The organism is Acidiphilium sp. PA, from assembly GCF_026191915.1.
GTDB lineage: Bacteria > Pseudomonadota > Alphaproteobacteria > Acetobacterales > Acetobacteraceae > Acidiphilium.
The window spans coordinates 1-23,056 of record NZ_JAIMBY010000032.1; the positions used below are offsets into that span (position 1 = coordinate 1).

Annotated in this window: 24 protein-coding genes and 1 pseudogene; 19 read left to right on the top strand and 6 right to left on the bottom strand. The window is 60.7% G+C overall.

Annotated elements, in window-relative coordinates:
* The 4 genes from AruPA_RS19525 to AruPA_RS19540 form a co-directional block, all read right to left on the bottom strand.
* The coding region (locus AruPA_RS19525; RefSeq protein ID WP_265638434.1) for a hypothetical protein at nucleotides 1-212 on the bottom strand (212 nt) is incomplete at its 3' end.
* A gap of 66 nt (nucleotides 213-278) precedes the next feature.
* Nucleotides 279-854, bottom strand: a complete 576-nt coding sequence (locus AruPA_RS19530) for a hypothetical protein (RefSeq protein WP_265638435.1) — start codon at nucleotides 852-854, stop codon at nucleotides 279-281.
* Nucleotides 809-1,327 (bottom strand): hypothetical protein, encoded by a 519-nt coding sequence (locus AruPA_RS19535; RefSeq protein WP_265638436.1) that lies wholly within the window; start codon nucleotides 1,325-1,327, stop codon nucleotides 809-811. Before AruPA_RS19535 ends, AruPA_RS19530 begins: the two co-directional genes overlap by 46 nt.
* Before the next feature lie 194 nt (nucleotides 1,328-1,521).
* Entirely contained in the window at nucleotides 1,522-2,556 is a 1,035-nt protein-coding gene (locus tag AruPA_RS19540; protein ID WP_265638437.1) for a tyrosine-type recombinase/integrase, read from the bottom strand.
* Between the two features lie 187 nt (nucleotides 2,557-2,743).
* Between AruPA_RS19540 and AruPA_RS19545 the strand changes: the two genes are divergently transcribed.
* The 3 genes from AruPA_RS19545 (at nucleotide 2,744) to AruPA_RS19555 (ending at nucleotide 4,254) form a co-directional block, all read left to right on the top strand.
* Nucleotides 2,744-2,941 (top strand): hypothetical protein, encoded by a 198-nt coding sequence (locus AruPA_RS19545; RefSeq protein ID WP_265638438.1) that lies wholly within the window; start codon nucleotides 2,744-2,746, stop codon nucleotides 2,939-2,941.
* Nucleotides 2,942-3,127: 186 nt separating this feature from the next.
* The gene (locus AruPA_RS19550) at nucleotides 3,128-3,328 is read left to right on the top strand and encodes a helix-turn-helix domain-containing protein (protein WP_245594239.1); all 201 of its coding nucleotides are present in this window, start codon (nucleotides 3,128-3,130) and stop codon (nucleotides 3,326-3,328) included.
* Nucleotides 3,325-4,254: a replication protein RepA gene (locus AruPA_RS19555; RefSeq protein ID WP_051657654.1), complete on the top strand. Its 930-nt coding sequence runs from the start codon at nucleotides 3,325-3,327 to the stop codon at nucleotides 4,252-4,254. Before AruPA_RS19550 ends, AruPA_RS19555 begins: the two co-directional genes overlap by 4 nt.
* Before the next feature lie 1,437 nt (nucleotides 4,255-5,691).
* On the opposite strand, the pseudogene AruPA_RS19560 reads toward AruPA_RS19555, so the two are convergent.
* Nucleotides 5,692-6,959: pseudogene (locus AruPA_RS19560) on the bottom strand (IS256 family transposase).
* A 1,630-nt stretch (nucleotides 6,960-8,589) separates the two neighbouring features.
* Between AruPA_RS19560 and AruPA_RS19565 the strand changes: the two are divergent.
* From AruPA_RS19565 to recQ, 3 genes are all read left to right on the top strand, one after another.
* Nucleotides 8,590-9,690, top strand: coding sequence for an IS1595 family transposase (locus tag AruPA_RS19565; RefSeq protein ID WP_265638439.1), 1,101 nt, complete (start codon nucleotides 8,590-8,592; stop codon nucleotides 9,688-9,690).
* 340 nt (nucleotides 9,691-10,030) lie between these two features.
* A complete protein-coding gene (locus AruPA_RS21860) occupies nucleotides 10,031-10,702 on the top strand; it encodes a ParA family protein (protein ID WP_029314213.1) in 672 nt (223 codons plus the stop codon).
* Between the two features lie 902 nt (nucleotides 10,703-11,604).
* The gene (recQ, locus tag AruPA_RS19570; RefSeq protein ID WP_265638440.1) at nucleotides 11,605-13,485 is read left to right on the top strand and encodes a DNA helicase RecQ; all 1,881 of its coding nucleotides are present in this window, start codon (nucleotides 11,605-11,607) and stop codon (nucleotides 13,483-13,485) included.
* Nucleotides 13,486-13,616: 131 nt separating this feature from the next.
* Here the strand turns inward: recQ and AruPA_RS19575 are convergent, their stop codons facing one another.
* Nucleotides 13,617-13,874, bottom strand: a complete 258-nt coding sequence (locus AruPA_RS19575) for a WGR domain-containing protein (protein ID WP_265638441.1) — start codon at nucleotides 13,872-13,874, stop codon at nucleotides 13,617-13,619.
* Nucleotides 13,875-14,542: 668 nt separating this feature from the next.
* Here AruPA_RS19575 and AruPA_RS19580 point away from each other — a divergent pair.
* The 13 genes from AruPA_RS19580 to AruPA_RS19640 form a co-directional block, all read left to right on the top strand.
* Nucleotides 14,543-15,268 carry a hypothetical protein gene (locus AruPA_RS19580; RefSeq protein WP_265638442.1) on the top strand — a complete coding sequence of 242 codons (726 nt, stop codon included), beginning with the start codon at nucleotides 14,543-14,545 and terminating at the stop codon, nucleotides 15,266-15,268.
* Nucleotides 15,269-15,271: 3 nt separating this feature from the next.
* Nucleotides 15,272-15,424 carry a hypothetical protein gene (locus AruPA_RS19585; protein ID WP_265638443.1) on the top strand — a complete coding sequence of 51 codons (153 nt, stop codon included), beginning with the start codon at nucleotides 15,272-15,274 and terminating at the stop codon, nucleotides 15,422-15,424.
* A gap of 266 nt (nucleotides 15,425-15,690) precedes the next feature.
* Nucleotides 15,691-15,852, top strand: a complete 162-nt coding sequence (locus AruPA_RS19590; RefSeq protein ID WP_265638444.1) for a hypothetical protein — start codon at nucleotides 15,691-15,693, stop codon at nucleotides 15,850-15,852.
* Nucleotides 15,849-16,244, top strand: a complete 396-nt coding sequence (locus AruPA_RS19595; protein ID WP_265638445.1) for a hypothetical protein — start codon at nucleotides 15,849-15,851, stop codon at nucleotides 16,242-16,244. The genes AruPA_RS19590 and AruPA_RS19595 overlap by 4 nt, the downstream gene beginning before the upstream one ends.
* Before the next feature lie 113 nt (nucleotides 16,245-16,357).
* A complete protein-coding gene (locus AruPA_RS19600) occupies nucleotides 16,358-17,029 on the top strand; it encodes a DUF6927 domain-containing protein (RefSeq protein WP_265638446.1) in 672 nt (223 codons plus the stop codon).
* 63 nt (nucleotides 17,030-17,092) lie between these two features.
* Nucleotides 17,093-17,860, top strand: coding sequence for a DUF6878 family protein (locus AruPA_RS19605; protein WP_265638447.1), 768 nt, complete (start codon nucleotides 17,093-17,095; stop codon nucleotides 17,858-17,860).
* A gap of 6 nt (nucleotides 17,861-17,866) precedes the next feature.
* Entirely contained in the window at nucleotides 17,867-18,226 is a 360-nt protein-coding gene (locus tag AruPA_RS19610) for a DUF6915 family protein (protein ID WP_265638448.1), read from the top strand.
* The gene (locus AruPA_RS19615) at nucleotides 18,223-18,495 is read left to right on the top strand and encodes a hypothetical protein (protein WP_265638449.1); all 273 of its coding nucleotides are present in this window, start codon (nucleotides 18,223-18,225) and stop codon (nucleotides 18,493-18,495) included. The genes AruPA_RS19610 and AruPA_RS19615 overlap by 4 nt, the downstream gene beginning before the upstream one ends.
* Nucleotides 18,496-18,567: 72 nt before the next feature.
* Nucleotides 18,568-19,224 carry a hypothetical protein gene (locus AruPA_RS19620; RefSeq protein WP_265638450.1) on the top strand — a complete coding sequence of 219 codons (657 nt, stop codon included), beginning with the start codon at nucleotides 18,568-18,570 and terminating at the stop codon, nucleotides 19,222-19,224.
* Nucleotides 19,221-19,706 (top strand): hypothetical protein, encoded by a 486-nt coding sequence (locus tag AruPA_RS19625; RefSeq protein WP_265638451.1) that lies wholly within the window; start codon nucleotides 19,221-19,223, stop codon nucleotides 19,704-19,706. Before AruPA_RS19620 ends, AruPA_RS19625 begins: the two co-directional genes overlap by 4 nt.
* Before the next feature lie 155 nt (nucleotides 19,707-19,861).
* Nucleotides 19,862-21,223: a helicase HerA domain-containing protein gene (locus tag AruPA_RS19630; protein ID WP_265638452.1), complete on the top strand. Its 1,362-nt coding sequence runs from the start codon at nucleotides 19,862-19,864 to the stop codon at nucleotides 21,221-21,223.
* 1 nt (nucleotide 21,224) lies between these two features.
* Nucleotides 21,225-22,541: a hypothetical protein gene (locus AruPA_RS19635; RefSeq protein WP_265638453.1), complete on the top strand. Its 1,317-nt coding sequence runs from the start codon at nucleotides 21,225-21,227 to the stop codon at nucleotides 22,539-22,541.
* A 219-nt stretch (nucleotides 22,542-22,760) separates the two neighbouring features.
* Nucleotides 22,761-23,056 (top strand): ArdC family protein (locus tag AruPA_RS19640; protein ID WP_265638454.1); only part of this gene is annotated, 296 nt, incomplete at its 3' end.

A 23,056-nucleotide genomic window follows, 5' to 3' on the forward strand; every position in this document is an offset into this window, starting at 1 on the left:
AAAACACTGTCGATGAACGCCACCACAGCATCCAACTTCGGCTTCACCCGCGCCGGATACTGATGCACAGGCGGCACCGCGCCCGCCAGCGCCTGGCGGACCATCCGCCGATGAACCCCGAATTTTGCCGCAACACCCGCTACCGTGCCGATCCCAAACTCATGCTCTCGACGAAGCTGCTCGAATAATTCCACTTTGGCTTTCCAGTCCATATTTGGCTCCTCGATCGTGCCGAGGAGACCCTACGTTCGACGCTGGAGGTGGGCCAAAATTCGCCATCACTGCTGGGCCAAAATTCGATAGCAAAGCCAATTGAGACACGCCCAGAGAAAGGCGATCATATCGACCTCGATCGAACCGCCGATCACGCTTCCGATCGCCTCGGATCGGCCACGGGCAAAAACATCACGCCCCAACTGCGGCCGCTGGTCCAGCCACGCGCCCAGCGCCTGGATTTCCTGCAACGCGACCAGACGGTCCCGCAGGTCAGAGGCCCGTCGTTCGGCCGCCTGTTGCGCCGGCGCATCCCGCGGCAACAGCAGGTCAGACCGTAGCAGCAGAATCCAGGACGCCATCACCACCCAGTCCGCCTGATGGCCCAGCGGGATTGTCGCCCGCGCCCTTTCCAATCGGTCAGCCAATTGGTCGATCAATTCAGGCAAACGCAGTGTCGACAGATCAATCTGATGCGCCCGCGCCTGGGCCAGCAGCAGAGCCAGCGATCCGTCAAACCCATCCAGCGTCAGATGCGGCGATCCCCCCTCCCCTGCCCTGTCCACCGCGCCGGATGACCCATCCATCGCGGCGATCAATCCGTCGCGATCGGCAGCAGGTGGAATTTCAAACCCGGCCATGCTTCGGCAATTTTGGTGAGTGCCGGTCGCGGGGAGATCTCCGCCGTGAAGAACCCATAGCCGAGAACGCCATGACCGGCTTTCTGCCGCCGTCCCGGCCCCGCGTCGGGGCGCAGAATCACCTGCCGCGGCAGATCGCTGATTCCCCAATGGCGGGACAACCAGGCCAGCGCCGTCGGATGATCATGCCCGAGCGCCAAGATCGCCGGCGGGATAGGGACCAGGACCTGCAGATCGAACGGGCACGCGCGGCTAACCCCGATCCGGTCTCGCGCCCTGGCCTCGCGGGTCTCTATCCGCTCGCGGAACTGACGGGCGAGAATCCGGCAGCCCGCGACCGAGAGGCTCCGCTGCCCGCCGGTCTGGCTGACCGCGCGGATAAAAATATCCTCCTCGATCGCCGCGCCATTGATCTCCCAGGGGATGATCCCGGGGCCCCGCGCGGCCGCTGCAAACGCCTCGAGCTCGGCCAATGGACCTTTGATCGTCAGGTGGTGATACCGCCAGATCGAAACGGGCGCCGTTGTCTGCGGTGCATCCGATCGGGACGTGCCAGACGGCCGACGCCCTCGCGGTTTCGGCAGCGGGGGCGGCAGAGGCTGTCGCGCCGGCGGGGTCGCCGGCTCAGGCGGATCAGGCTCGGTCTCCCACGGAAACCGCAGCGCCATCAGAGATCGAGCACGCCGGCCGGGCTGTCACTGACCAGACCGGCGCGCTGAACGTAGCCGCGCATCACGCTCTGGCTGCGGTGACGCGTATGGCGCATGATATCCTCATCACGCACACCCTTGGAGTAGGCCTCGGTGATGAAGCCAACGCGCAGCGCGTGGGCGCTCAGGCGATCGAACCCGTCGATCAGCAGGCCGGCCATCTCGGCGCGATAGGCCAGGATCCGCCGCACGGCATCCGGATGCATCCCGACGTCCCCAATGGTGTCACCGGTACTGATCCGGCGGAATAAGGGTCCTGACTTGCGAGTGGCGATCTCCATCCAGTCCTGGAACGCCCGGACCGGGCAGGTCTCGACATGGCGGCCACGGGGCACGCCGATCTCAGCCCCCTCCCCTGCCTGATCGGTCTTGCCACGCCGAATGCGGAGCCGCAGCCCGCGGGCGTCCTCGGCGATATCATCGACCTGCAGCGCCACCAGTTCCGAGCGGCGCAGCGCCGCGGCAAAGCCGATCAGCAGCAAGGCGCGATCACGTCGACCACGCGCTGTGCGATCGCAGGTGGCGACCAGTTGGCGCAGCATCGGCAGCGTCAATGCCGCCGCCTTCTGCACCGCGCGACCGTGCTTGCGAAGCGCGCCACGCAACGGGTGCTGGATATCACCGTGGGCCGGATTCCATGGCAGATCATTGAACCGGTGCATCGTGCCGATCGCCGCCAGGCGCCGGCGGATCGTGGTGGGTGCATGGGAACCCGCGAGGCTCGCGAGATAAGCACCCACCACGGCCGGGGTGGCCGGCACCGGCACAAAGCCGGTCTGATCGCACCATGCGGCATAATGGGTCCAATCCGCCTTGTAGGCGCGCAGGGTTGCGGGCGAGACCGCCTGGCGCGCGAAGGCCTGCGCCTGTGCCAGCGCGGCCTGTCCAGCCGGTGTCAGGGCCGGCGCGAGCGCCACGCCTAGTTTTTCCGCGGGGTTGGCCAGGATCTCACCGTCGAGAGTCCGACCCGATTCGGAATGTTGATCGACCATGATTCGACCGATAGGCCGGCACTCAGACGATAGCAACCTAAATAATTGCACTACGCGCGATAATAGTCATTATCGCGTGTAGGTCGCCCCTCTCACTAAGAACAAGCTACCAGCTTGCAGTCGGAATAGAACCAGGTTCTATGATGAATCGATGGAACCGATCTCAGGGTCAGCGTTTACCGGGCTTTTGAGCCAAGCCGACGTCAGCCAGGCCAGGTTTGCCCGGCTCAGCGGCGTCACTTCCCGCCAGGTTAACAACTGGTGCCGAGATCGGGCCACCGTGCCGCGCTGGGCCACGATGCTCGCCCTCGCGCTGCGGGAACTCTCGGTCGAGGGACTCACGATCCTGTCCGATGAACTCGCGAATGCCGACGCAAAGCCCTAATGATGGCCAACGGACTCAGCGAAACGGATGAATCTCGATTTCGAACACGGAGTTACCACCCACTCCATTGGCGCCGACTCGGCCGTTCCCCCTTTTTTCTTGTGCCGGCTCGGATTCATCTGATACCGTAGGTGTCAGATAAACTGAAGAATCGGCCTTGATATGATTACGAGCACCCAGTGCAGGATGGCGAGAGCTGCGGTCAAACTCACTGTCGATGACTTGGCTCAGGCCGCCCAGGTTGGGCGTTCCACCGTGATTAGGTTTGAGCGAGGCGCCATCGTCCTTCCTGCCATCAAGGCAGCGATCAAGTCAGCGTTTGAACGGACCGGACTCCAGTTTGAAAACGATGGAGGCGTGGTACCGCCGGGGGAGGAAGCAAGATGACTGAGAGTAGCGAGGGCCACGAGGGCAGCGAGGGGCAAGGCGACCTCTTTGCACCTCTGAGCAGAGAGACCGCCAGAATCATTCGTTTTGCCACGGAAATCGCGGAGACCGCTCCCGAACGGCCCGATTTCCTGCATACGGTCCTGTGTCAGGTCGGGTTGCCTAGGCGGGCCACTGAAGGCCTACGATTCGAGCGCCGGAATGGGATCGCGTCCCTGCTAGTTGAGGCGGGGAGCCTCTACTCCAACCAGACCTGGATGCAGCAACCCCTGCCCTACGGTCCCAAGCCTCGGTTGGCACTCGTCCACATCAGCACGGAAGCCGTTCGGACGAAGTCACCAGTGGTTGAAGTAGGGCGGTCGCTCCACGATTTCATGCGGCGGATCGGCATCGGCACAAACGGCCGCGACTACCGAACTTTTCGATTGCAGATGCGGGCGCTTTCGGCGTGTCGTATGACACTCGGCTATGGGAACACCACCATCGATGCCAAACCTATCGAGCGCTTTTCCACCTGGCGAGCACCAGATGGCAGCGACGATCTGGAAGCCGGAATCATCCAACTCACTACGAAATTCTACGAGTCACTCGTCGATGCCGCAGTCCCTCTGGATCCCCGTGCCTTGGCAGCGCTGCAAGGGTCGTCTCTTGCCCTCGACATCTACACGTGGCTGTCGCACCGCTTACACCGAGTAGCACGCGTGACCGGAGAGCGCGTCACATGGGCAAATCTCGCGAGCCAGTTTGGTCAGGAATATCACGATACGCGAGATTTCAAGCGAACTTTCCAACGCTCGCTTCTGTCGGTTCGGGCCGTCTATCCTGACGCGCGAATGGACGAGGTTCGTGGGGGCTACATTCTACTGCCATCGAGGCCGCCGGTCCCCAAAACTATCATTGGCGGCGCGAGGCTGGAGGCTAGTTGAGTCTGTACCGTCGGCGGGCAAAAAATACCAACGGGCTTGCCGTTGCGCCAGAGTGAACGGTCAGGAGTCTAACTCGGTCAATCACCCCCCCTCTTTCGGGCAGTTCGGGCGATTACCCCCCCTTTTTCCTAAGTCGGGCGATTACCCCCCCCTTTTAATGCCGTCCAACCCTATGCCAGGGTCTATGCGAGGGCCGCTTCCCGATCTTACTCGGGTTTGGGGCTTGTGATGAACCCAGGCTAGCGGCGGCCGGTGGCTGGACCTCCTTGAGGGTTCCGTCGACGAGCAAGGTGTTACACGACCTACCATGATGATTTCAAATCGACGCTCGTTGATCACATCTGCAACTCCGCATCTCCGCTTCCCGCCCTTGATCGTCGGTATCGGTCGGGTCTGCGCCGCCTGCCGCTACGGGAAGGAGTTGTTCATAAGAAGTTCTCTGTGCCCAGCGTAGCAGTTAATGCCTAGTCAGGTAGGCCCTCTCGCCTTCAGTGGTGCCTCGATACGTAGTCCGGATTTCCCCTGTATTCCGCGCGGTCGCCGACTGGGTCACCATCTAAGATCAGCATCAAGACCGCGATTACCGGCGTAGTCCTCGGGGATAGTTCGGGCGATCACCCCCCCCCTCAAACATATCGCGGGTGCCAGTTCGGTCGATCGCCCCCCCTTAAGCGTATTGAGCACGTCAATTCGGGCGATCACCCCCCACCACAAGCGTATCGCGGGCGCCAGTTCGGTCGATCGCCCCCCCCTTAAGCGTATCGAGCACATCAATTCGGGCGATCACCCCCCCCCTCAAACATATCGCGGGCGCCAGTTCGGGCGATCACCCCCCTCTCCACTCAATCAAGTTCGGGCGATTGCCCCCCTTACAGCCGTCGCCCACAAGTTCGAACAATCACCCCCATTCTAGATAATTCGGGCGATTACCCCCTCTTCATTGGGTGGACGATCAATCTCCGCTAAACCTAGGCCACACGAGAAAAGAGTATCACCGAGATCCGAGTCGCTAATTCGCCGCTGTGAATAAGAAATGTTATCAACAGGCGATCACCCCCCACGTTTTCGGGCGATCACTCCGCGACTCTCGGTCGGTCGCCCCCCAAATCCTTCGGGCGATTACCCCCCGCCTAACCCTATAACTTGACCTATAAAAAAACCTGTATACTTTACCTGTAGTTGGGACGTAGTTTCTGTGGATAACGGGGATAACTGGCACGGAAATAAAAAAAAGGGGCTATTGGTTAAGACCTTTTTCTAGTTTTTGCTCAAGAATATCTCAAGGGGGCTTTGGAAAGGTTTACAGAGTACCCTCCTCGTCACCACTCACCCCGTCTGCTCGCACATCAGCGGCTACTAAAAATGACGACCTTGTCGTTTTCAGAGCATAGAATCAGAGCCCCCAGAGCTATGGTGGAAATTGGGTGATGGCGGTGATCAGGCGGCGTTCTGTGCTGGCGTCTCGATCACCTCGACGCCGTTCCGGAAAGTAATGCCCTGGATGACCTTGGGCAACTGGTTTTCTCCGTTGAGTCTGCGCCAGGTTTTGGCGGCTGCCGTGACGAGTTTGAAGACCATGAACCGGGCGGTGTCCTGTGACAGCGCGCCCTTGGTTCGGATCGCTCCATGGCGAACGGTGGCGAACACGCTCTCGATCGGGTTGGAGGTCCGCAGATGCTCCCAATGCTCGGCCGGGTAATCGTAGAAGGTCAGCAGCGCATCACGGTCCTTGACCAGACAGGTCACCGCCTTGTCGTACTTCAAGCCGTATTTCTCGATGAACTTTGTAATCGCCGCCTCGGCCGCCGCACGATCCGGCGCCGTCCAGATTTCACGCAGATCGGCCTTGGCGGCCGGTTGGAGCACCTTCGGCATCTTGTTCAGCACATTGGCGGTTTTGTGGACCGTGCAGCGCTGATGGCATGTCCTCGGCCAGACCTCCTCGATCGCCTTCCAGAAGCCGAGCGCCCCGTCCCCGGTGGCGACCTGCGGTGCGATGGTCAGACCCCGGGCCTTCAGATCCACGAGCAGCTCGTGCCAGCTCTGGGCACTTTCCCGCATGCCTACCTGAAAACCGATCAACTCTTTCCGGCCCTCGGGGGTGGCGCCGATCAGCACCAGCATGCACTCTGCCTGCGGTTCCATCCGTGCCTGCAGATAGACGCCATCGGCCCAGATGTAGACGTACCGCCGGGCCGAAAGATCCCGCCGCTGCCAGCGCTTGAAGTCGGATTCCCATTCGCCGCGCAATCGGGCAACTACCGAGGGCGAGAGGTTTGGCGCATCTTTCCCCAACAACGCCCCAATGCATCTTGGAAATCACCCATCGAAATACCGCGCAGATAAAGGATGGGCAACAACGCATCCAGGCTCCGGGTCCGACGCGCCCAGGGCGGCAAAAGGGCCGAGGTGAAACGAATGCGCTCACTGCCCGCCTCCGCCCCGCGGTCGCGCAGCTTCACGCGCTGCGCCGCGACCGGACCAATCCCGGTCTGGATTTCCCTCACCGGACCCAGACCGTGCCGCGCAATGCGGTCGCGACCGTCAGCCAGCCGTTCACCCTTCATCGCAGCCAGAAACGCCACAGCCTCCGCCTCGATTGCCTGGGCCAGCAGCCGACGGGCCGCGTCCCTCAGGATCGCCGTCAGCGGATCCCCAACGCCTCCAGGCTTACGGAAGGCAAGAATAGTGCTATCGCTCGTCATAGGCGTATCGCTCCTTCAAGAGCTTCGGGCAGGCTTCCACCCGCTTCGATACGCCACCTTTCTCACCATGCCATCACCCAATTTCGGCCATAGCTCCCATCCAGTTTCACCCCCCTCCCCGTCCCCGTTCCCGTCCCCCGTAAGCGGCTTGGTACGGTATAATCAGAGCGCAAGCTTCGAATGTCGAACTTAGCCTGCGAAGGCAGCACATTAAAATTAGGTCAGCCTGAACGAGCAATCAAAGCGCACGGTCGAGCACGTGGTCCCCCTGTGCAAACACGAGACGCGTCCGACCAAGAGTTTGTGTATCCAAAGCAACAGAAACTTCTCCTCTGAGTTCAGCTACCTGCGGCCAAATCTAACCTGCGACATTAAGGCTTGGCGCCGGTGTTCTGGTAGGTGCTAAGGGACCAAATCCCCGGATACTGCGGCTGGTACGACCGGACCGTAATCAGCTACATCCAGTTTTTCCTACTGCACCTGGCGGAACCGGTCATCGCTTGATCAGGGAGTTCCCCCCCCCATTTACGCTTCCTACGGAAAAAGAGGATGGTTTTACAATACTCAAAAAGTTAGACGCTATCGTGGTGGTTAGTCTCCATAGGCAATGTCGAAGCGTGATCTTTCCGGCGAAGATGCGCGCGCGATTCTACAATCGCGGCCGAGCCAGTTTCGTCACGCTCTTTGACAGCCGTCTATCCAATGAGCAAGACATCACGACACAATAGAACGGTGCGAAAGTCGCTGACGGCGATGCGGAGCTATTTTCGTTCCTGCGTCATACGCTACGTAATTCTGTTATCTGCTAAGCTTTCAGCACGGGGTAGTGAAAGCACCGTCATCGGTTCGGGCCATCCACAGGGCCTCATGAGGTCAGTAACTCATACAAAGGTTTCCTGAGATCCCTTAATCTCTACCCACGCCCCCTCCCGGTTCCGAGCCCCAGGAACTGTGGGAATTCGCCAAAGCTGGGGCTAGCTCCTCATGAGGCTATGAACTACACGCCTCGCTTGGACCTCTGGCGATGTGATAGCCACCTAACGGCTAGGCAACGCATGCCTAATCTCGCGCGGCATGAGACCCCTATAAGATCATGAGGCACTGAGGTTTTAAGACAATTAGGTGATAGAACCCTTTGAATGAGCCTGGCAGCTTATTAACCTCATGAGGAATTGAGGCACAGCAGCTATGAGATAGAACAGTGTCCTCGACAGGCGATGTCATGCGCCTGCCTACGTCGCCCGAAGTAAATAAAAGCACTGGCTTTATGAGGCACTGAGGTCATGAAAACATATCCTCATCTCCACCGTTCCTCATTCCCTCATATATTCATGAGGCGTCTGTGTGTTTAACGAGGGCGCTAAGCGCTTTTGGCAGGGACAAACGACCTCATGAGCAACTGAAAAACTGAGGAATTAGCCTCATGAGCCAATGCTAATGACTCGCCAGCCTTCAACGAGAATCGACACTGTACAAAAGTAGACGGTGGCCATTTAGCAGGGCCTAAAAGGGAATATGAGTTTCCTAGATGGGCGCGGGGTCGACGGTCGAGTAAGATTCTTCTTGGCTCTTGTGGCGTTAGCTGTTGATATTGGCTACGAGGGTCTGGTTTGATGTGAGGAGACGATCCATGGACGTGGCAGATTTCGAATCCTGGCTCGGGCGGATTGCGTCGCTGACCTTTCCTCAGCGGCGACGGACATGGCAGGCTCTGGCTCTTTTGGAGGCGTCGGACAGCCATGTTGATGAAGCTGACGTATCTCAGGATCTTATGACGGCGCGCATCGACCTGATGAGTGCTGGTGAACGGCCGGTTGCAATGATGTTGCCTGCCGCGCTGGCATCGAGCCCAATTGCAGGGGAAGCCGTGGCTAAACTCGGGCAGCGGCGCGTGGATAGCGTCGGCTGCCCCCATTGTGACGGCCGCGACGTTGTGCGTTGGGGTCAGTCTGCGGATTTGCCACGCTATCGCTGCAAGACCTGCCGACGCACATTCAACGCCCTGACGAAAACGCCGCTGGCTCGTCTGCGGCACAAGGAAAAATGGGCTACACAAGCTGGGGCCATGATCGACGGTGTCAGCACGGCGAAAGCGGCGAAACGGAGCGGCGTGCATTACACCACTGCCTTTAGGTGGCGACACAGGTTTCTTGAATCGCTGGCCAAAGACAAACCCCACGCCCTGGCGGGGATCGTCGAAGGCGACGAGACGTTTATCCTGGAGTCATTCAAGGGCAAGCGATCGGCGATGCCGCGTAAGGCCCGCAAGAGAGGCGGCAAGCCCACCAAGCGTGGGATCTCCGCTGAACAGATACCTGTGCTTGTCGCGCGTGACCGGCATGGCGCCACCACCGATGCCGTACTGCCAAAACTGAACCGCTTGTCGATCACAGCGGCACTGGACGGTATCGTAACTCCCGCCAACGAATTCTGTTGCGACGGTGGCACCGCGATTGTTGCCTTCGCGCGCAAGGCGGGCATTCCGACGCACATCCTGCCAATGCCAGGTAAGCCACAACCAAACGCGCCTGATTTTCACATCAACAATGTCAACGCTTATCATGGCCGGCTGAAGGAATGGCTCCGGCGCTTCCACGGCGTCGCCACCAAGAATCTCCCCAATTATCTTGGTTGGCGCAGAACGCTGGAAGCGCTGGGACAGAACGTCACACCCGACGCCTTGATCCTCGGTGCCATCGGTCTCGGACCATATCAACAGGTAACGCTATAAGAGCCTTCTTCTTTGACAAAAACATCATGAGGCAATGGGTTCATGAGGAGATCATCTCAGTTTACAATGAGCCAAAATTGCTGAGGTTGCCGGACTAGGATCGGAGCCAACCTAGATAGGGCGTTACGAACGAGGAGTTGAGATACTGAGACAATGCGCTCATGAGGAGGTGGGGCGGCAGTTAGGGTTCGATCAGCGTCAAAGGCAGGATCTGCGACTCTGGTCGGTCGACATCTCGGGCGGCGCAGCCCGTTAAGACGACCCTGAGCAGAAGGAATTGACGTCGAACACCATTACATCTAATCCTCATATTATCACCACCTCATGAGGCACTGAGGAAATGAAGGTAGTTGCTCTGACATCAGACAAAGGCGGCATGGGAAAGTCCACGGCCGCGATTAATCTCGCCTGTGCCGCAACCGAGGCAGGCCTAGAGACGGCGATCCTGGACCTGGACCCACAAGCATCGGTGGGAAGGTGGGCGCGGCTGCGAAAGAAAGCGGGGCTTCCGCCACGACCATTCGCTGAAGTCTGCGTCCCAATCGACGTAGAAGATCGACTCGGCGAACTTAAGGATGCCGGGGCCCAACTTGTTTTGCTCGACACTGCGGGACGGGATAATAACGCGATTACGACAGCCATCGGCGCAGCCGACCTTGTGCTGATCCCATGTCATCCGACTGATCTCGAACTGTCGACGCTTGGTCCCACACTCGCACGGCTCCGCGCAGACAATAAACGGCATTTTGTTCTCTTGATCGATTGGTCGGCGGGCGCGTCGCGCCGACGTGGTGACGCGACGACTGCGATCGAGAGGGCAGGGGGGAGGGTTGCCCCAGCCATCTATACGCATCGGGCTGACTACAGGGTTGCGATTGAGCAGGGTCAAGGCGTGACAGAATTTCAGCCCCACCAGGCCGCCTCGATTGAAATTAGGAAAGTGTGGCGTTGGCTCCGCGTGGAGATTGGTATGCCTGACATAGCGGCTTTGGCGGCCGCGGGTAGGGAGTGAGGACGATGGCAAAACGGCCAAGTGCGCTTGCGGATTTGGATATTGAGCGGGAGGGACTAGCTCATCAGGATGGACTAGCTGAGCGGCTAACCCGGCAACGGGCCAAGAGAGAAGGTGAACCATCAAACGCCGCGGATACTTCGTCGCCTTCAAAAGAGGCACAAGTCGTCCCATCCAGCGGGGCTGTGCCCGACAGGAACGCGTGGCGACGCGGGAAGTCACTCATCCAAGTTGCTATACCCGAAGACGTCCATGTTGAACTAGGCGTTATCGCCAAGCGAAGAAGAATCACTTTGAGCCAAATGGTCAAGGCTGCGCTGAACGATTGGTTGGATAAGCATGACCATCGAATAAGAATTCCAGACTAATGCGCTCATACCCTCGTGTCATCATCTGCCCATAACCTCATAACCTCATAACCTCATAACCTCATAACCTCATAACCTCATAACCTCATGAGAAACAGGCAGGGTCATTAAACCCCCTGACTCGGAGATGACTTATGCGGCTGAATGGAACAAAAACATAGTAAGTCGCAACCACTTAAGTTTTCGATAAATTGCAGGGCGCGGCTTCGCTGTCGCGCAAGGCTCTGGTCCGATGCGGTGTGGATTCCCAAAAAAAGTAGGTCGAACAACATAAAGCCCATCTGAAGCGATCTCAAGGCGCCACGCCACCAACCAAACCTCCGTTCATGCCTATGCCCTTGACCAAACTGATCATGAAGCCGTCTTTGACCTAAATTCGGAGCGTAAGTACGTTCCGTTATCAGACTAAGCGTCTCTACTTACGGGTCTGGCTTTGAGAATTATTCGAGACAGCCGCAGGAGGGAAGGGGGGTAATTTTCTACTATCGCGCGCCTGATGATGGTCCTGTCCGTGATCTCGGGTAAACACGATGCATGGCGACAACCAAAGCTACCGCGCATGGGAGACATATCCAGGTACCGAATACCGCCCTACCATCATTTATTCTGAAGTCGGTGTTTGGTCTGCCTGGTTTCCGGGGCGAGCAACAGTCGATCATCGAGCACGTCGTCGAAGGTGGTGACGCCATCGTTCTGATGCCGACCGGTGGAGGTAAGTCCCTGTGCTACCAGATCCCTGCCATATGTCGTCCGGGCGTTGGCATTGTGGTCTCGCCGCTGATTGCCCTCATGCGCAACCAAGTCGATATCCTCCGCCAACTCGGCGTGCGCGTCGCGACACTGAACTCTTCGTTGACCGGAAGCGAACGTAGCAAGGCCAAGGCCGCGTTGCGTGACGGAAAGCTCGATCTCCTTTACGTCGCGCCCGAACGGCTGATGATGCCGGACTTCCTCGATATGCTTGACGGCGCCCAGATCGCCCTGATCGCAATCGACGAGGCCCATTGTGTCAGCCAGTGGGGTCATGACTTTCGGCCTGAATATCTTCAGATTGCCGAACTCGCCGTCCGGTTTCCCGGAGTTCCGCGGGTCGCTTTGACCGCAACTGCTGATCGGCAAACCCGCGAGGATATTCGGCGTCGCTTAAAGCTCGACGCCGCACGACTGTTCCTGGCCAGCTTCGACCGGCCCAATATCCGCTATGCCATCATGCCGAAAACCGAGCCTCGCCGGCAATTGATAAGCTTTCTCAAATCACGGCTGGGGGAGAGCGGCATCGTCTATTGCCTGAGCCGGAAATCGGTGGAGGAGACTGCCGCCGGATTAAAGGCAAGCGGCATTCGGGCGCTGCCCTATCACGCGGGTCTCGACGGAGCGATCCGCTCACGCAATCAGGATGCCTTTCTGAAGGAGGAGGGGTTAATCCTTGTTGCGACCATCGCTTTCGGGATGGGGATCGACAAACCGGATGTGAGGTTTGTTGCGCATCTCGACCTCCCGGGTAGTCTGGAAGCCTATTATCAGGAGACGGGCAGGGCAGGGCGGGATGGACTGCCAGCCGAAACGCTTTTGCTTTACGGAATGCAGGATCTGGTGCTCCGGCGAGCGATGATCGACCAGAGCAATTCGCCGACGGAGATCAAACGGATCGAACGGGCGAAGCTCGATGCTCTGCTGGGCGTCTGCGAGACATCATCCTGCCGGCGACAGGCGATCCTAGCGCATTTCGGGGAGGTCATGGCAGAGCCTTGCGGCAACTGCGATACCTGCCTGGCACCGGTTGCGACGTGGGACGGGACCATCGCGGCGCAGAAGGCGATGTCGGCGGTCTTGCGCACCGGAGAACGGTTCGGGGTGGGACATCTAATCGATGTTCTGCTCGGCGCGAACACCGACAAGATCAGACGGTTTCGGCATGAGCGTTTACCGACGTTCGGGGTGGGCAAGGAGTTCAGCCGGCCTGTTTGGGGTTCGGTATTCCGACAGTTGATCGTCCAAGGCGCGATCGAGGTCGATCACGATCATTTCGGCGCGCTAAAGTTGACATCCGTCGGCGGCCAGATACTCCGCGGCAAAACAACGATCGCGTTCAGGCGGGATCAGGCGACCCGAACGGCGACCGCGGCCGTCGCAAAAAAGGCTGAGCGGATCGAACTTGGGAAGAGTGATGCCCAGCTGTTTGCGATGCTGAAGGCCGAGCGGGCTTATCTCGCCAAAACACAAAATCTGCCAGCCTATGTGATTTTCACCGATGAAACCCTCGCCGCAATTGCCAAGGCACGCCCCCACAGCCTGTCGGAATTGGAACCTATCCCTGGCATGGGTACCACGAAGATCGAGCGGTACGGCATGAACGTCATCGATGTTGTGATGGCGTTCGAGCAGCCTGACGATATCGGAGATTCGATGGAGTGAGCGATCGCACGTCGGCTGGAGGTGAGCCGGATGCTTCGTTAGTATAGCTTTTGCATCTACAAAAGGTTTCCCCAGGCGGAACCAGTATTATGTAGATGACCCCTTGATGTCGTTCGCGATTAGGCTTTGGATCAAGCACTATGCTGATCCATGTAGCCACGTAGGCGTTTGCGTCGGGCGAGGGAAGCCAGTGCATCAAGCGCGCTACCAAAATCCGGATAGGACTCCAGCCGAATTCGGCAGGTACGTCCAATCCGGCCCCAGCGACGCGCCAGGACAACGGTGCCGAACAAATCCGACTGGATTTCAATCTGATAGTAGCGGCGTTCATTCAACGCTGGTCGGATCCGGGTCAGGGTTACGCGCTCGGGAAACAAGAGCAACTGCACCGCGGCAGACTCCGGGTCCCGCACACGACGCCGTCGTGACAAGGGCCGATCGACGGTTCCGACCGGCGTTGATACAGGGCTACCGCGCGCCATTATGTGCAAATATATCAGGGATATGCGGAGAAAGTAACTCCTAAATTCATCCATGATCAGCGAAGTCTGAGGCGTGGGACAAGTGCGGGGAGGGGTAGGAAGGATCGTCCTCCCCGACCTTGCAGAGATGCTTGGGCATTGGCCTAGTCGCGGCCAAACCTGTTTGCTGGTGGCGTCGGCAAACGGGAAGCGTTCGGTTGTTGGGTAGCGACGCAGTTTGCACGCCGGCTCTTTCACGAACGGCGTGCTGAGGCGGGTGCGTTCGTGTCACAATCTCTAATTCTGATAAGCGGGTAGGGGTTTTGGGCGAAGTCACCTGTGCCGATGACGTACGTCGGACCATGAATTGGGCTACCGCGGTCCGGTGATCCCGGCAAACGGTGGGTCCTCGCCATGCTCGATCGCGCGGCAGGTACCGCGCGCTCTGTGCGTGGCTCTGGTCCCGCGATGCGCCCTCAAGCGGTCGCACGCGCGTTTGGCTGGATCACCGGCCAGCGGTTGCTCTGTGGTTATCGAGGCACGGAAATGCGGAACGGAGGGTCCGTTCGCTGTTGCTTCGATCCACGGAGCCACCAATGAACTCCCTCGATCACGACATTGAGGTTGACCAGCTCAGACGGCCGATCTCCTCATCCCGAGCGTTGATCATGTTCCGATCCGGCAACCGCCTCAATCTGCTCGATCCAGCGCCGAATGCATGGACCGACGCCGATCTAGCGACCGGTCTGTCGCGCACCTATCGCTGGGGCGGGCACTCCTGCTGGGATCTGCCGCTGTCTGTTGCCCAACACAGTCTCTCCGTGCTGGCGATACGCAAGCTGTTGGCGCCATCGCCACTATCGCCGGGTGAGGCGCTGCGCGAATTGCTTCACGATGGAACCGAGGCGTTGATCGGCGGGTTCGATCCGATCACCCCGCTGAAGCCGCATCTTGGAGAAGGCTATCTCCAGATCAACCGGCGTCTCCAGGCGGCATTGAACCAGCGCTACGATCTGCCGCCCTGGACGGTGGCCAGCCATCAACTCCACAAACATTCCGATCATCTCGCAGCCGCGAGCGAGGCGCTCCATGTCGTTGGCTGGCGCAAGGCGGCGCTGCGGCGCGATCTAGGCATCACGCTCAAACCGCTCGACCGAGATCCTCTCACGATCCCGCCAGGCATGGCGCCATGGGAGCCCTGGCCAGCGCATCTGGCGGCCGAACGGTTCGAAGAAGCGTTGCGTGACCTGCTCCGCGCCCGCCGTGAAATGTCGCAACCCGCCGATGATCTGGAGTATGATCAGTCTGAAGCGGCGGAGTAGGCGATGAGCAACTATTTGAGAAATCTTGTGTCGGTCGTGATGATCGGTGCAGCGTTCGGCTATATTTTCGCACCGCAGATCCATCGGGTGAAACACGTATTCCTGGCATGGAAAGCCCGCCGTGCGCGCCGACGGCGCGGCGGCCTGCTCCGGTAGAGCGGATACCTCATCGCCGGCAACGGTGTTCATGTGCGCCGCGACCCGGTGCCGATGGAAATAGAAGCAACGACCGAACCAAAAACCGAGCACCAAGGGCTAAATACAAGATGGGAATCCTCGTGCCGCATGCGGGGTGACCGCCGCAAGGGGATGTCGCTGCGCTCCCGCGCTGCGGGTGCAGGCGCCCTGGCGCGCCCTTGCCCCGGTCTCCCCGATGCGGCCGGAGGAGAGGGTCTTCAAGGAGAAGACTGAAGGAAAGTCAGATGAAATCAAAATCAATCTCATCGCTGGATATGCGACGTCTCGCCGCAGTGATCTTGTTTCTGACGGGGGGCGTCCTGCTCGCCGTCATCCTCGCGAAGCCGGAAATCACGCTCTTGCCCGCACCGCCGGTCACCCAGCCGAGTGCGAAGGTAGTGCGATGATCGATACCATTGACGTCGAAGCGCCACCGGCCACGGCTACCGATTACGAGTCCGATCCCGACGATGATCAAGGCTTCGGCCTCTCCTGGGTCGCGGTTTTCCTGATCGACCTAAGTTACGGCGGTTCCGAGGAAGGATGCTGGAGGTATCCGGCCGGTATCCTTGCGATCGACCCGTGGGTTTATGAAATCCTCGGTGCGGCTCCGGCCGGGTTCTGCTCCATCGCTGCCGCCGACGTCCACGCGCGGCGGCTGCGGGCGAAACTACCCGAGGCGAACCAAGCCCGTCCTGACATCTCGCAAACCAACTCGGTCGGGCAATACAATGTCCGGGTCATGCGCGCCCAGAGCATGCCGACGCATTTCCCGAGGATACGGCCCTCATACGAATAGGTCGCCTGTCCGCAGCCACCTGCCCACCCTCGAACCGCAGGCACGCCCTTATCGGCGGGCTTTGCGTTTTCGGGGTGGGGGATTGCTTCAACCCCTCTCAAAGGAGTCCCGTCATGGGATGGCATTATCAACCGATCGGCGGTCGTAGCACCGCCGCCAAGGATCGGTTTCTGCGCAGCGAGGTCGAGCAGATCGCCGACAAGCCAGGAAAGGCCGAGATCAAGGTGGTCAAATCCGCCTTCGTTGGTTCGACCTGGTACGCGGCGGTGCTGATCAGCATTCCCGATCAGACGCCGTACACCGTGGCCTATGTATACCTGACGCAAATGGGTCGCGATGGCGATTTCGGTTACAAGCCGATGGACGAGTCGGTTGGTCCCTGCGAGGTCGATTGCCCGGTCGGGATCATGAATCTGCTGACTCCGATCGGTCAACTACCCGGCGTCGGCTATGCGGCGGATTGGCGTGCACGGGTTGCAGCCGCTCGGGACCGCAAAGCCGGCGTGCGACGACAGCAAGCGCGCATCGTCAGTGGTACCCGCATCCGGTTCGCAACCCCGCTCCGGTTTACCGATGGGGCCAGCTACGACAGGTTCATCGCCGAAGCTATGTCATGGCGGGGACGAATGATCCTCGCTTTCCGGCCGGTCGATGCCGGAGACCGTCCGCTTGGCGGCCGATACCGGATCCGCGGGCGTGTGCTCGCAACGGCTGAAATCGAAACCGCAGAACGCACGACCTCAGCGACGCCAACGTTGATGAGGGTGGATCAAACCGTCGCCTGAACCGATCGGTGTGGGCCCGGCTGCCACGGTCGGTCCGTGCGGGGCAAGGCGTGGGTCCTCGCCATGCTCGCCTGCCCTGGAGGGCAGGCTGTGCGTGGCTCTGGTCCTGCGCTGCGGGCGCTCCGCACCCTTGCGCAGCCTTGCCCCGCCCGGCACCGCCGTGGCCGCGATCCGGACATCTTCACGAAGAAGATGAAAGGAAAATCCATGAAACTGCGCGAGCAGCTCCACCATCGTTCTCTTCCCCCATACCCATCAGACGGAGACCACCCCATGAGCGATCATTCCACCACACCGACGGCCGAACCGGCATCGGTTGCCACCGCGACCGCGCTGATTGCTGACTACACGGCGGCACACACCGAGTTCCAGAAACTGCAAATCTCGATCCTGCGGAAAGCCAAACCGATCCTGTTCGGCGCGTTGAAAGCCGCCGGGATCAACCGCGTCACCGTGAGCTTCGATGGCAGCGGCGACAGCGGCCAGATCGAATCGATCGAGGCTTACCGCGCGGAGAACCAGCCGATCGATCTACCGGCGGAACCCATCCCCTATCCGTTCGCCACGATGGAAGAACGGTATGAACCCTGTTCGGAGACACCGAGCGGGCAGCGCTGCGCCGGCTATGAAGTCCAGGAAATCGAAAAATCATCCCTGATCCAGAACATCATCAAGGAGATCTTCTGGGACTTCATCGGTGCAAAGCACGACGGATGGGAGGACGGCGAAGGTGGTTACGGCGAGTGCGTATTCGATACCGAGATTGAAACGATCCGGCTCGAGATGAACGCGCGCTACACCGAAACGAATTACTTTGAACATGAAATGTGAGAGCCCGTGGCACACCCTTATCATCATGCGGTGTCATCCGCCCGGACCTGGGGCGGCGCACCCGACGACTACCAGGCGATCCATGACTTCCTCGATTCCAGCAAGGCAGCGGTCGCCGACTTTCGGCACCGCGCAGCTCTCCACCACTCGAGCGGCATCTTCATCACCGAGCGCGTGTTCGGTCACGTTCTGACCAACGGCGCAGGCCGGATCGTTCCGGTCCGGTTGATCGCCGAACAGCACGTGAAAGAGGATCTCGGCCATATTCCGAGCTTCGCCGACTGGGTGCGCGCGATCCGGCCGGAAGCCTGGATGGGACCGCGCAGCACGCTGGACCGCGATATTCTGGATGGAACCGGATCATGACCGAATACATCGTGAAACTCGGCTTCTGGCTACGCGCCTACGACAGCATCACGATCGAGGCGAACAGCGATACCGCGGCCATCGAGGCGGCGAAGGTTGCGGCCAAACGCGCGATGGAATCAGCCAGTCAACCCGAACACATCGACACCGACGATCGGCGCGAAGGGATCATCGCCTACATCGACCGGGTCACTGCCGACAGCAGGGAACAGGTCATCGAGGCCGTCCCGTTCGACGAGGACCGCATCCATCCCCAACCCGGCGGCTGATCGTCAGCTTTCCCTCTCATTCCGAAAAGCCCGGTCTCGCACCGGGCTTTTTCATTCACGGAGCTTTTTCTCATGGCCGACTATTCCACACGATTTTCCTGCCGGCTCGATACCGGCTCGACCGGCAATGCCGCCCGCGCCGTGCGATTGTTCGCCGCGTACGAGCGTCTGATGACGCGACAGAACGATATCGCCTGCTTCGAGGTGGAATCCGACCCGATGGAGGATTCACCGGGCGGCGTCTGGATCCATGACGGTAATGGTATGGGCGATCCCGATCATGTCATCAATTACGTTCTTGCCTGCGCCAAGCGCTTTAAGCTCCGCGGTCGCTGGGGGTTTAGCTGGGCCTATGTCTGCTCGCGGCCAGTCCTCGACGCCTTCAGTGGCGGGGCCTGCGTCCTCGATCTCGGCGCCGGCGAGGTTATCGGCGATTTTCACTGCGGCGACTGGATCGACGAGATGATCCAGGACGGCAAGCGCTTCATGATCTATTCACCGAACGAGAGTCAGATGGGGCAGGGGGGTGGTTACTGGTCCAATGGCGATGGCTGGGTGGATCTGAACAGCGCGACGATCTTCGACTGGTCTGAGCGCAAGACCTTCTGCTTGCCAGCCAGCCTCGGCAGTGATGCCGACTGGGTCGAAATCAAATCCGCAGGAACGCTGAATCCGGAAATTCATTTGCCAGCCGATGCCGATCGGCCGAAAATAGGCACCGTGCCATGAAGCGATCCACCCTCATTCTCGGGCTTGGCCTTTGCGCTGTCGTCTTCCTCTACGGTCGTGAGCGCGCGCCGTCGGACCGAACCACTGCACGGCCGGACATCACCCAGCTGGTCCAGGCCGCCGACCGTCACGCGGCTGGATCACAGGCAGCACAGGCGCAGAAACCCGACCTGCCTGCCACGGCGACCGAGGCGGTCGAGAAAACCCTGCCGAACCATGCTGCCCAGATCGCCCGGCTCGAGCAGGAATATCGTGACCATCCGGGATTCCGTCAGCTGGTCACCGACTATAACGACGAGACTGGACACCCGAACCGCGGCGTGACCGCCAGCCTCGAAGCGCTCGACCAGAACGCAGTCGCCGGCGCACCAGCCTTCGCGTTGTTCCGCGCAGTTCAACCCCGTGCCGAAATCGCCCGTGCGCTCGAACAGCATTGGCGCGATGAGCGTGAACGGCGAGATCGAGACACAACCGCTCCCTGACCGCGTCATTGTGACCACGACGTCATGGTGAACGCGACGTTCCGGTCCTGATCCGAATTACTCCGACGAATTCAACCCTGCCAGCGCGCCCCACGAGGGCGCGTTGGCGTTTCAACATGCCGTATCCTCCCTCGGCGCTCCCCCGGAGACATCCCATGCCCGCAAGATTACATCCCGCGCCCGACAAGGCGCTCGAACAACCGCGCATCGTCCGCCCCGGCGATGATAATTTCCCGACCACCCCGGCGCTTCGCACCCTGCTGCGCGACCGCGGCATGATCGAAGAGCCCGATCCACCGCCTGCAACGATCACGCGTGCCGGTTCGTCGCCAGCGCCGGGCCTGAAAGGGCCGCGATTCACCCTCGGCAAGACACCGCGCGGGACACTCGACGTCGATCTCTCCCGGCTGATCGCTTACAAATGCCTGATCCAGGGATCGGCCGGCGCCGGCAAGTCCATGGCGCTCCGCCATATCATCGAGCAGGCACATCCTCATACGGCGATCGCCTTGCTCGATCCGGAAGCCGAGTTCGCCAATCTCGCCGCGCATATCGGCGCTCCCACGATCCGGGCGGCCGCCCTCGCCGCGGATGGGCTCGCGATCGTGGCACTCAATGCCCGGCGGCACCGGCTCTCGGTGCATCTCGACCTGAGCGATCTCTCACCCGACGAACGGATCGTGCGCGCCTCCGCCTTTCTGAACGGCCTGCTGACCGCACCCAAGGAACACTGGCCGCACACGATGCTGGTCGCGATCGACGAAGCCCATCTGATTGCGCCGCATCTCGCCGCATCGGGGCGCGACGCCGAGATCCGCCGCCTCGGGATCGCCACCCTCACAGAACTCTGCGCGCGGGGCCGCAAGCGTGGCCTTGGACCGGTGATCGCAACCCAGCGCCTCGCCAAGCTCGCGAGTTCCGTTGTCAGCGAATGCCACAATCATCTGCTCGGACTGAATGTCTACGACCGGGACGTCGCGCGCGCCGGGGATCTACTCGGGTTCCCCTACCAGAAGGCCTGCCAATTGCGCACGCTGCCGGCAGGACGGTTCTTCGCGATCGGCCCGGCCTTCGCGCGGGAGGCGGTCGCGGTCGACGTCGCGATCGCGTCCACCCCGCATGTCGGCGCGACACCCACACCGATGCCTGGGGCACGGATGAGTGACGCCGACGCCCGCGACCGGCTCGATCTCGATCGTCTGCCCGCTTCGGCAGTCAGCGACCATCGTCCCGACCGTAGGGGCAAACTGGCGCTCAGCCTGTTCCTGCTCAACGACCTCGCGCCGGTCGCGGCCACGATCGTCCAGACCCTGAAACGGATCTCGCCGAACGCGACGACCACCACGGAGATCGCCGCCGAGCTCGTGATCGAACCGGGGATCGTCAATCAGGCGATCGATCTGCTGATCGGGGAGCGAATGATCGACGCCCTGCCGCGCAACGACTGCCGCGTTGTGCGCCTGGCTGCGGCGCTGCGCACCCTGATCGCCGATACGCCCATCGTGGGCTTGTCCTGACATGGGCGATTACGAGATCGTGGCGCTCGATCCCGCGACTGCGGACCGGGTGCTACCCCCACCGGCAGAGATGACCCCGGTGCGAGAGATCAGATACCACACGCGAGGTTGGATGCCGGCGGAACTCGATACGCTCCGGGATATGCTCGGCGCAGATGCGTCCTGGGAGGAGATCGCGATTGCCGTCAGTCGCACGATCGAGACGGTGAAAGACAAAGCCTGGGAACTGGGCCTCTATCGCCCGAAGTTTCGGCCATGGACCGAAGATGAGGATCGTGTCCTGATCACGAAGTACGGCAGCGTGCCGACTGCAACACTTGCGCTCCGCCTTGAACATGGTGTGCCGGCTGTTTACGCCCGTGCCGGTTTTCTCGGTCTGACGAATGGGGCACCTCCGCCGTGGTCGGAGGCCGAAGATGCTGTTCTTCGAGCGGTCTACACGACAGATGCGACGATCGCCGAGATCGCCGCGCGTCTGGGCCGCTCTGGCTCCGGGGCGATCAGCCGGGCGTCGCGTCTCGGTCTGCGACGGCCAGAAGGACCCAAGCCCTGGCATCCCGATGAACAGGCTCTTGCGCTCAAACTTGCCGAGGAGGGGCATCTCTATCCGGTGATCCGCCGCAAGCTCGCCGCCAAGGGATTCCCCTTTCGCGCGGAAAGCAGTTTTCAGGCGTTCATCGCCGCGAGCGGCTATCACCGGGGTTGGGGTCGACCCTGGATCGAGGAGGAATGCGATCTCCTGCGCCAAGCCTATCAGACCGGCGACAATCTGGTGGCGCTCAGTCACCGGCTCGGCCGATCGCGTCATTCGATCCGCTGGAAAGCCGCAGAACTCAACCTGTCAGGCACCCACCCAAAGCCCAACGGCGCACGTCAGGGCCGCCCCTGGAGCGAGGCTGACGATGAATTGCTCCGGGCGAATTACGGCAGAGGCCGGATGAAGACGGGCGAACTCGCAGGCCTGCTCGATCGTCCGAAATCCGCCGTCTACAACCGCGCCTTCACCCTCGGATTGGATCATGGCTACTGCCGGGACTGGACCCCTGATGAAGATCTCCTGATCCGCATCGCCCATGCGGCAGGCGTCTCGATGATCGATCTTGCCAAGGTGATGCGGCGCGATCCGACGATCGTCTCGAAGCGGGCGATCAAGGTCGGCCTGTCATTCTCCCAGCGCGATCACGCAGCCCCGCGTAATCTTCGCGCCGATCGGCCGGTGCTCGACCGTGCCGCGATCCTCTCCCTGGCCGCGCCGACCGGCCCGGCGGGTGACCCCTGGCGATCGTTCAAAGTGGTTCGGGTCTTCGGTCACGAGTGAGGCGGCGGACATGAAAGCGATCTCCGCCGCAAGCGGGAAGCGATGCCGCATGCGGGTCGCGCGCCGCAAGGGGTAGGGCCTCGCCATGCTCGCCGGCGTGACCGCCGGCTGCGCGTGGCTGCGTTTCCCGCGGGACGGGCCAAGCGGCCCGCCCCGCGCCCTTGCCCCGCCCGCCCCGACGCGGCCGGCGAACGGTGTTTCAGGAAAGGAGAAACACCGATGAACAAATCCAGATGGCGGCGCTCCGGCAAAGGCAATAGCAATCTGAATCCCAATCCCCGCGACATCTACCAGGAGGTGACCGACAAGATCCTCGCTGCGCTCGAACGCGGCGTGCTGCCCTGGCAACGCGGCTGGGATCAGGGCCTCGCCGGCGCACCGATGAACCCGACGACGGGACGGATTTACCGCGGGATCAACAATCTGCTGCTCGGCATGATGCAGGATGCGGCGTTCAACGGCGATCCGCGCTGGTGCTCATATCGGCAGGCGCAAGCCCGTGGCTGGCAGGTCCG

Excerpts from the sequence above, each read along its gene's own strand:
- AruPA_RS19565 (WP_265638439.1), top strand. The coding sequence starts at position 8,590 with ATGGACGTGGCAGATTTCGAATCCTGGCTCGGGCGGATTGCGTCGCTG.
- AruPA_RS19605 (WP_265638447.1), top strand. The coding sequence starts at position 17,093 with ATGCTCGCCTGCCCTGGAGGGCAGGCTGTGCGTGGCTCTGGTCCTGCG.
- AruPA_RS19540 (WP_265638437.1), bottom strand. The coding sequence starts at position 2,556 with ATGGTCGATCAACATTCCGAATCGGGTCGGACTCTCGACGGTGAGATC.
- recQ (WP_265638440.1), top strand. The coding sequence starts at position 11,605 with ATGGCGACAACCAAAGCTACCGCGCATGGGAGACATATCCAGGTACCG.
- AruPA_RS19635 (WP_265638453.1), top strand. The coding sequence starts at position 21,225 with ATGGGCGATTACGAGATCGTGGCGCTCGATCCCGCGACTGCGGACCGG.
- AruPA_RS19625 (WP_265638451.1), top strand. The coding sequence starts at position 19,221 with ATGAAGCGATCCACCCTCATTCTCGGGCTTGGCCTTTGCGCTGTCGTC.
- AruPA_RS19595 (WP_265638445.1), top strand. The coding sequence starts at position 15,849 with ATGATCGATACCATTGACGTCGAAGCGCCACCGGCCACGGCTACCGAT.
- AruPA_RS19530 (WP_265638435.1), bottom strand. The coding sequence starts at position 854 with ATGGCCGGGTTTGAAATTCCACCTGCTGCCGATCGCGACGGATTGATC.
- AruPA_RS19555 (WP_051657654.1), top strand. The coding sequence starts at position 3,325 with ATGACTGAGAGTAGCGAGGGCCACGAGGGCAGCGAGGGGCAAGGCGAC.
- AruPA_RS19585 (WP_265638443.1), top strand. The coding sequence starts at position 15,272 with ATGAGCAACTATTTGAGAAATCTTGTGTCGGTCGTGATGATCGGTGCA.
- AruPA_RS19550 (WP_245594239.1), top strand. The coding sequence starts at position 3,128 with ATGGCGAGAGCTGCGGTCAAACTCACTGTCGATGACTTGGCTCAGGCC.
- AruPA_RS19630 (WP_265638452.1), top strand. The coding sequence starts at position 19,862 with ATGCCCGCAAGATTACATCCCGCGCCCGACAAGGCGCTCGAACAACCG.
- AruPA_RS19620 (WP_265638450.1), top strand. The coding sequence starts at position 18,568 with ATGGCCGACTATTCCACACGATTTTCCTGCCGGCTCGATACCGGCTCG.
- AruPA_RS21860 (WP_029314213.1), top strand. The coding sequence starts at position 10,031 with ATGAAGGTAGTTGCTCTGACATCAGACAAAGGCGGCATGGGAAAGTCC.
- AruPA_RS19615 (WP_265638449.1), top strand. The coding sequence starts at position 18,223 with ATGACCGAATACATCGTGAAACTCGGCTTCTGGCTACGCGCCTACGAC.
- AruPA_RS19600 (WP_265638446.1), top strand. The coding sequence starts at position 16,358 with ATGGGATGGCATTATCAACCGATCGGCGGTCGTAGCACCGCCGCCAAG.
- AruPA_RS19590 (WP_265638444.1), top strand. The coding sequence starts at position 15,691 with ATGAAATCAAAATCAATCTCATCGCTGGATATGCGACGTCTCGCCGCA.
- AruPA_RS19580 (WP_265638442.1), top strand. The coding sequence starts at position 14,543 with ATGAACTCCCTCGATCACGACATTGAGGTTGACCAGCTCAGACGGCCG.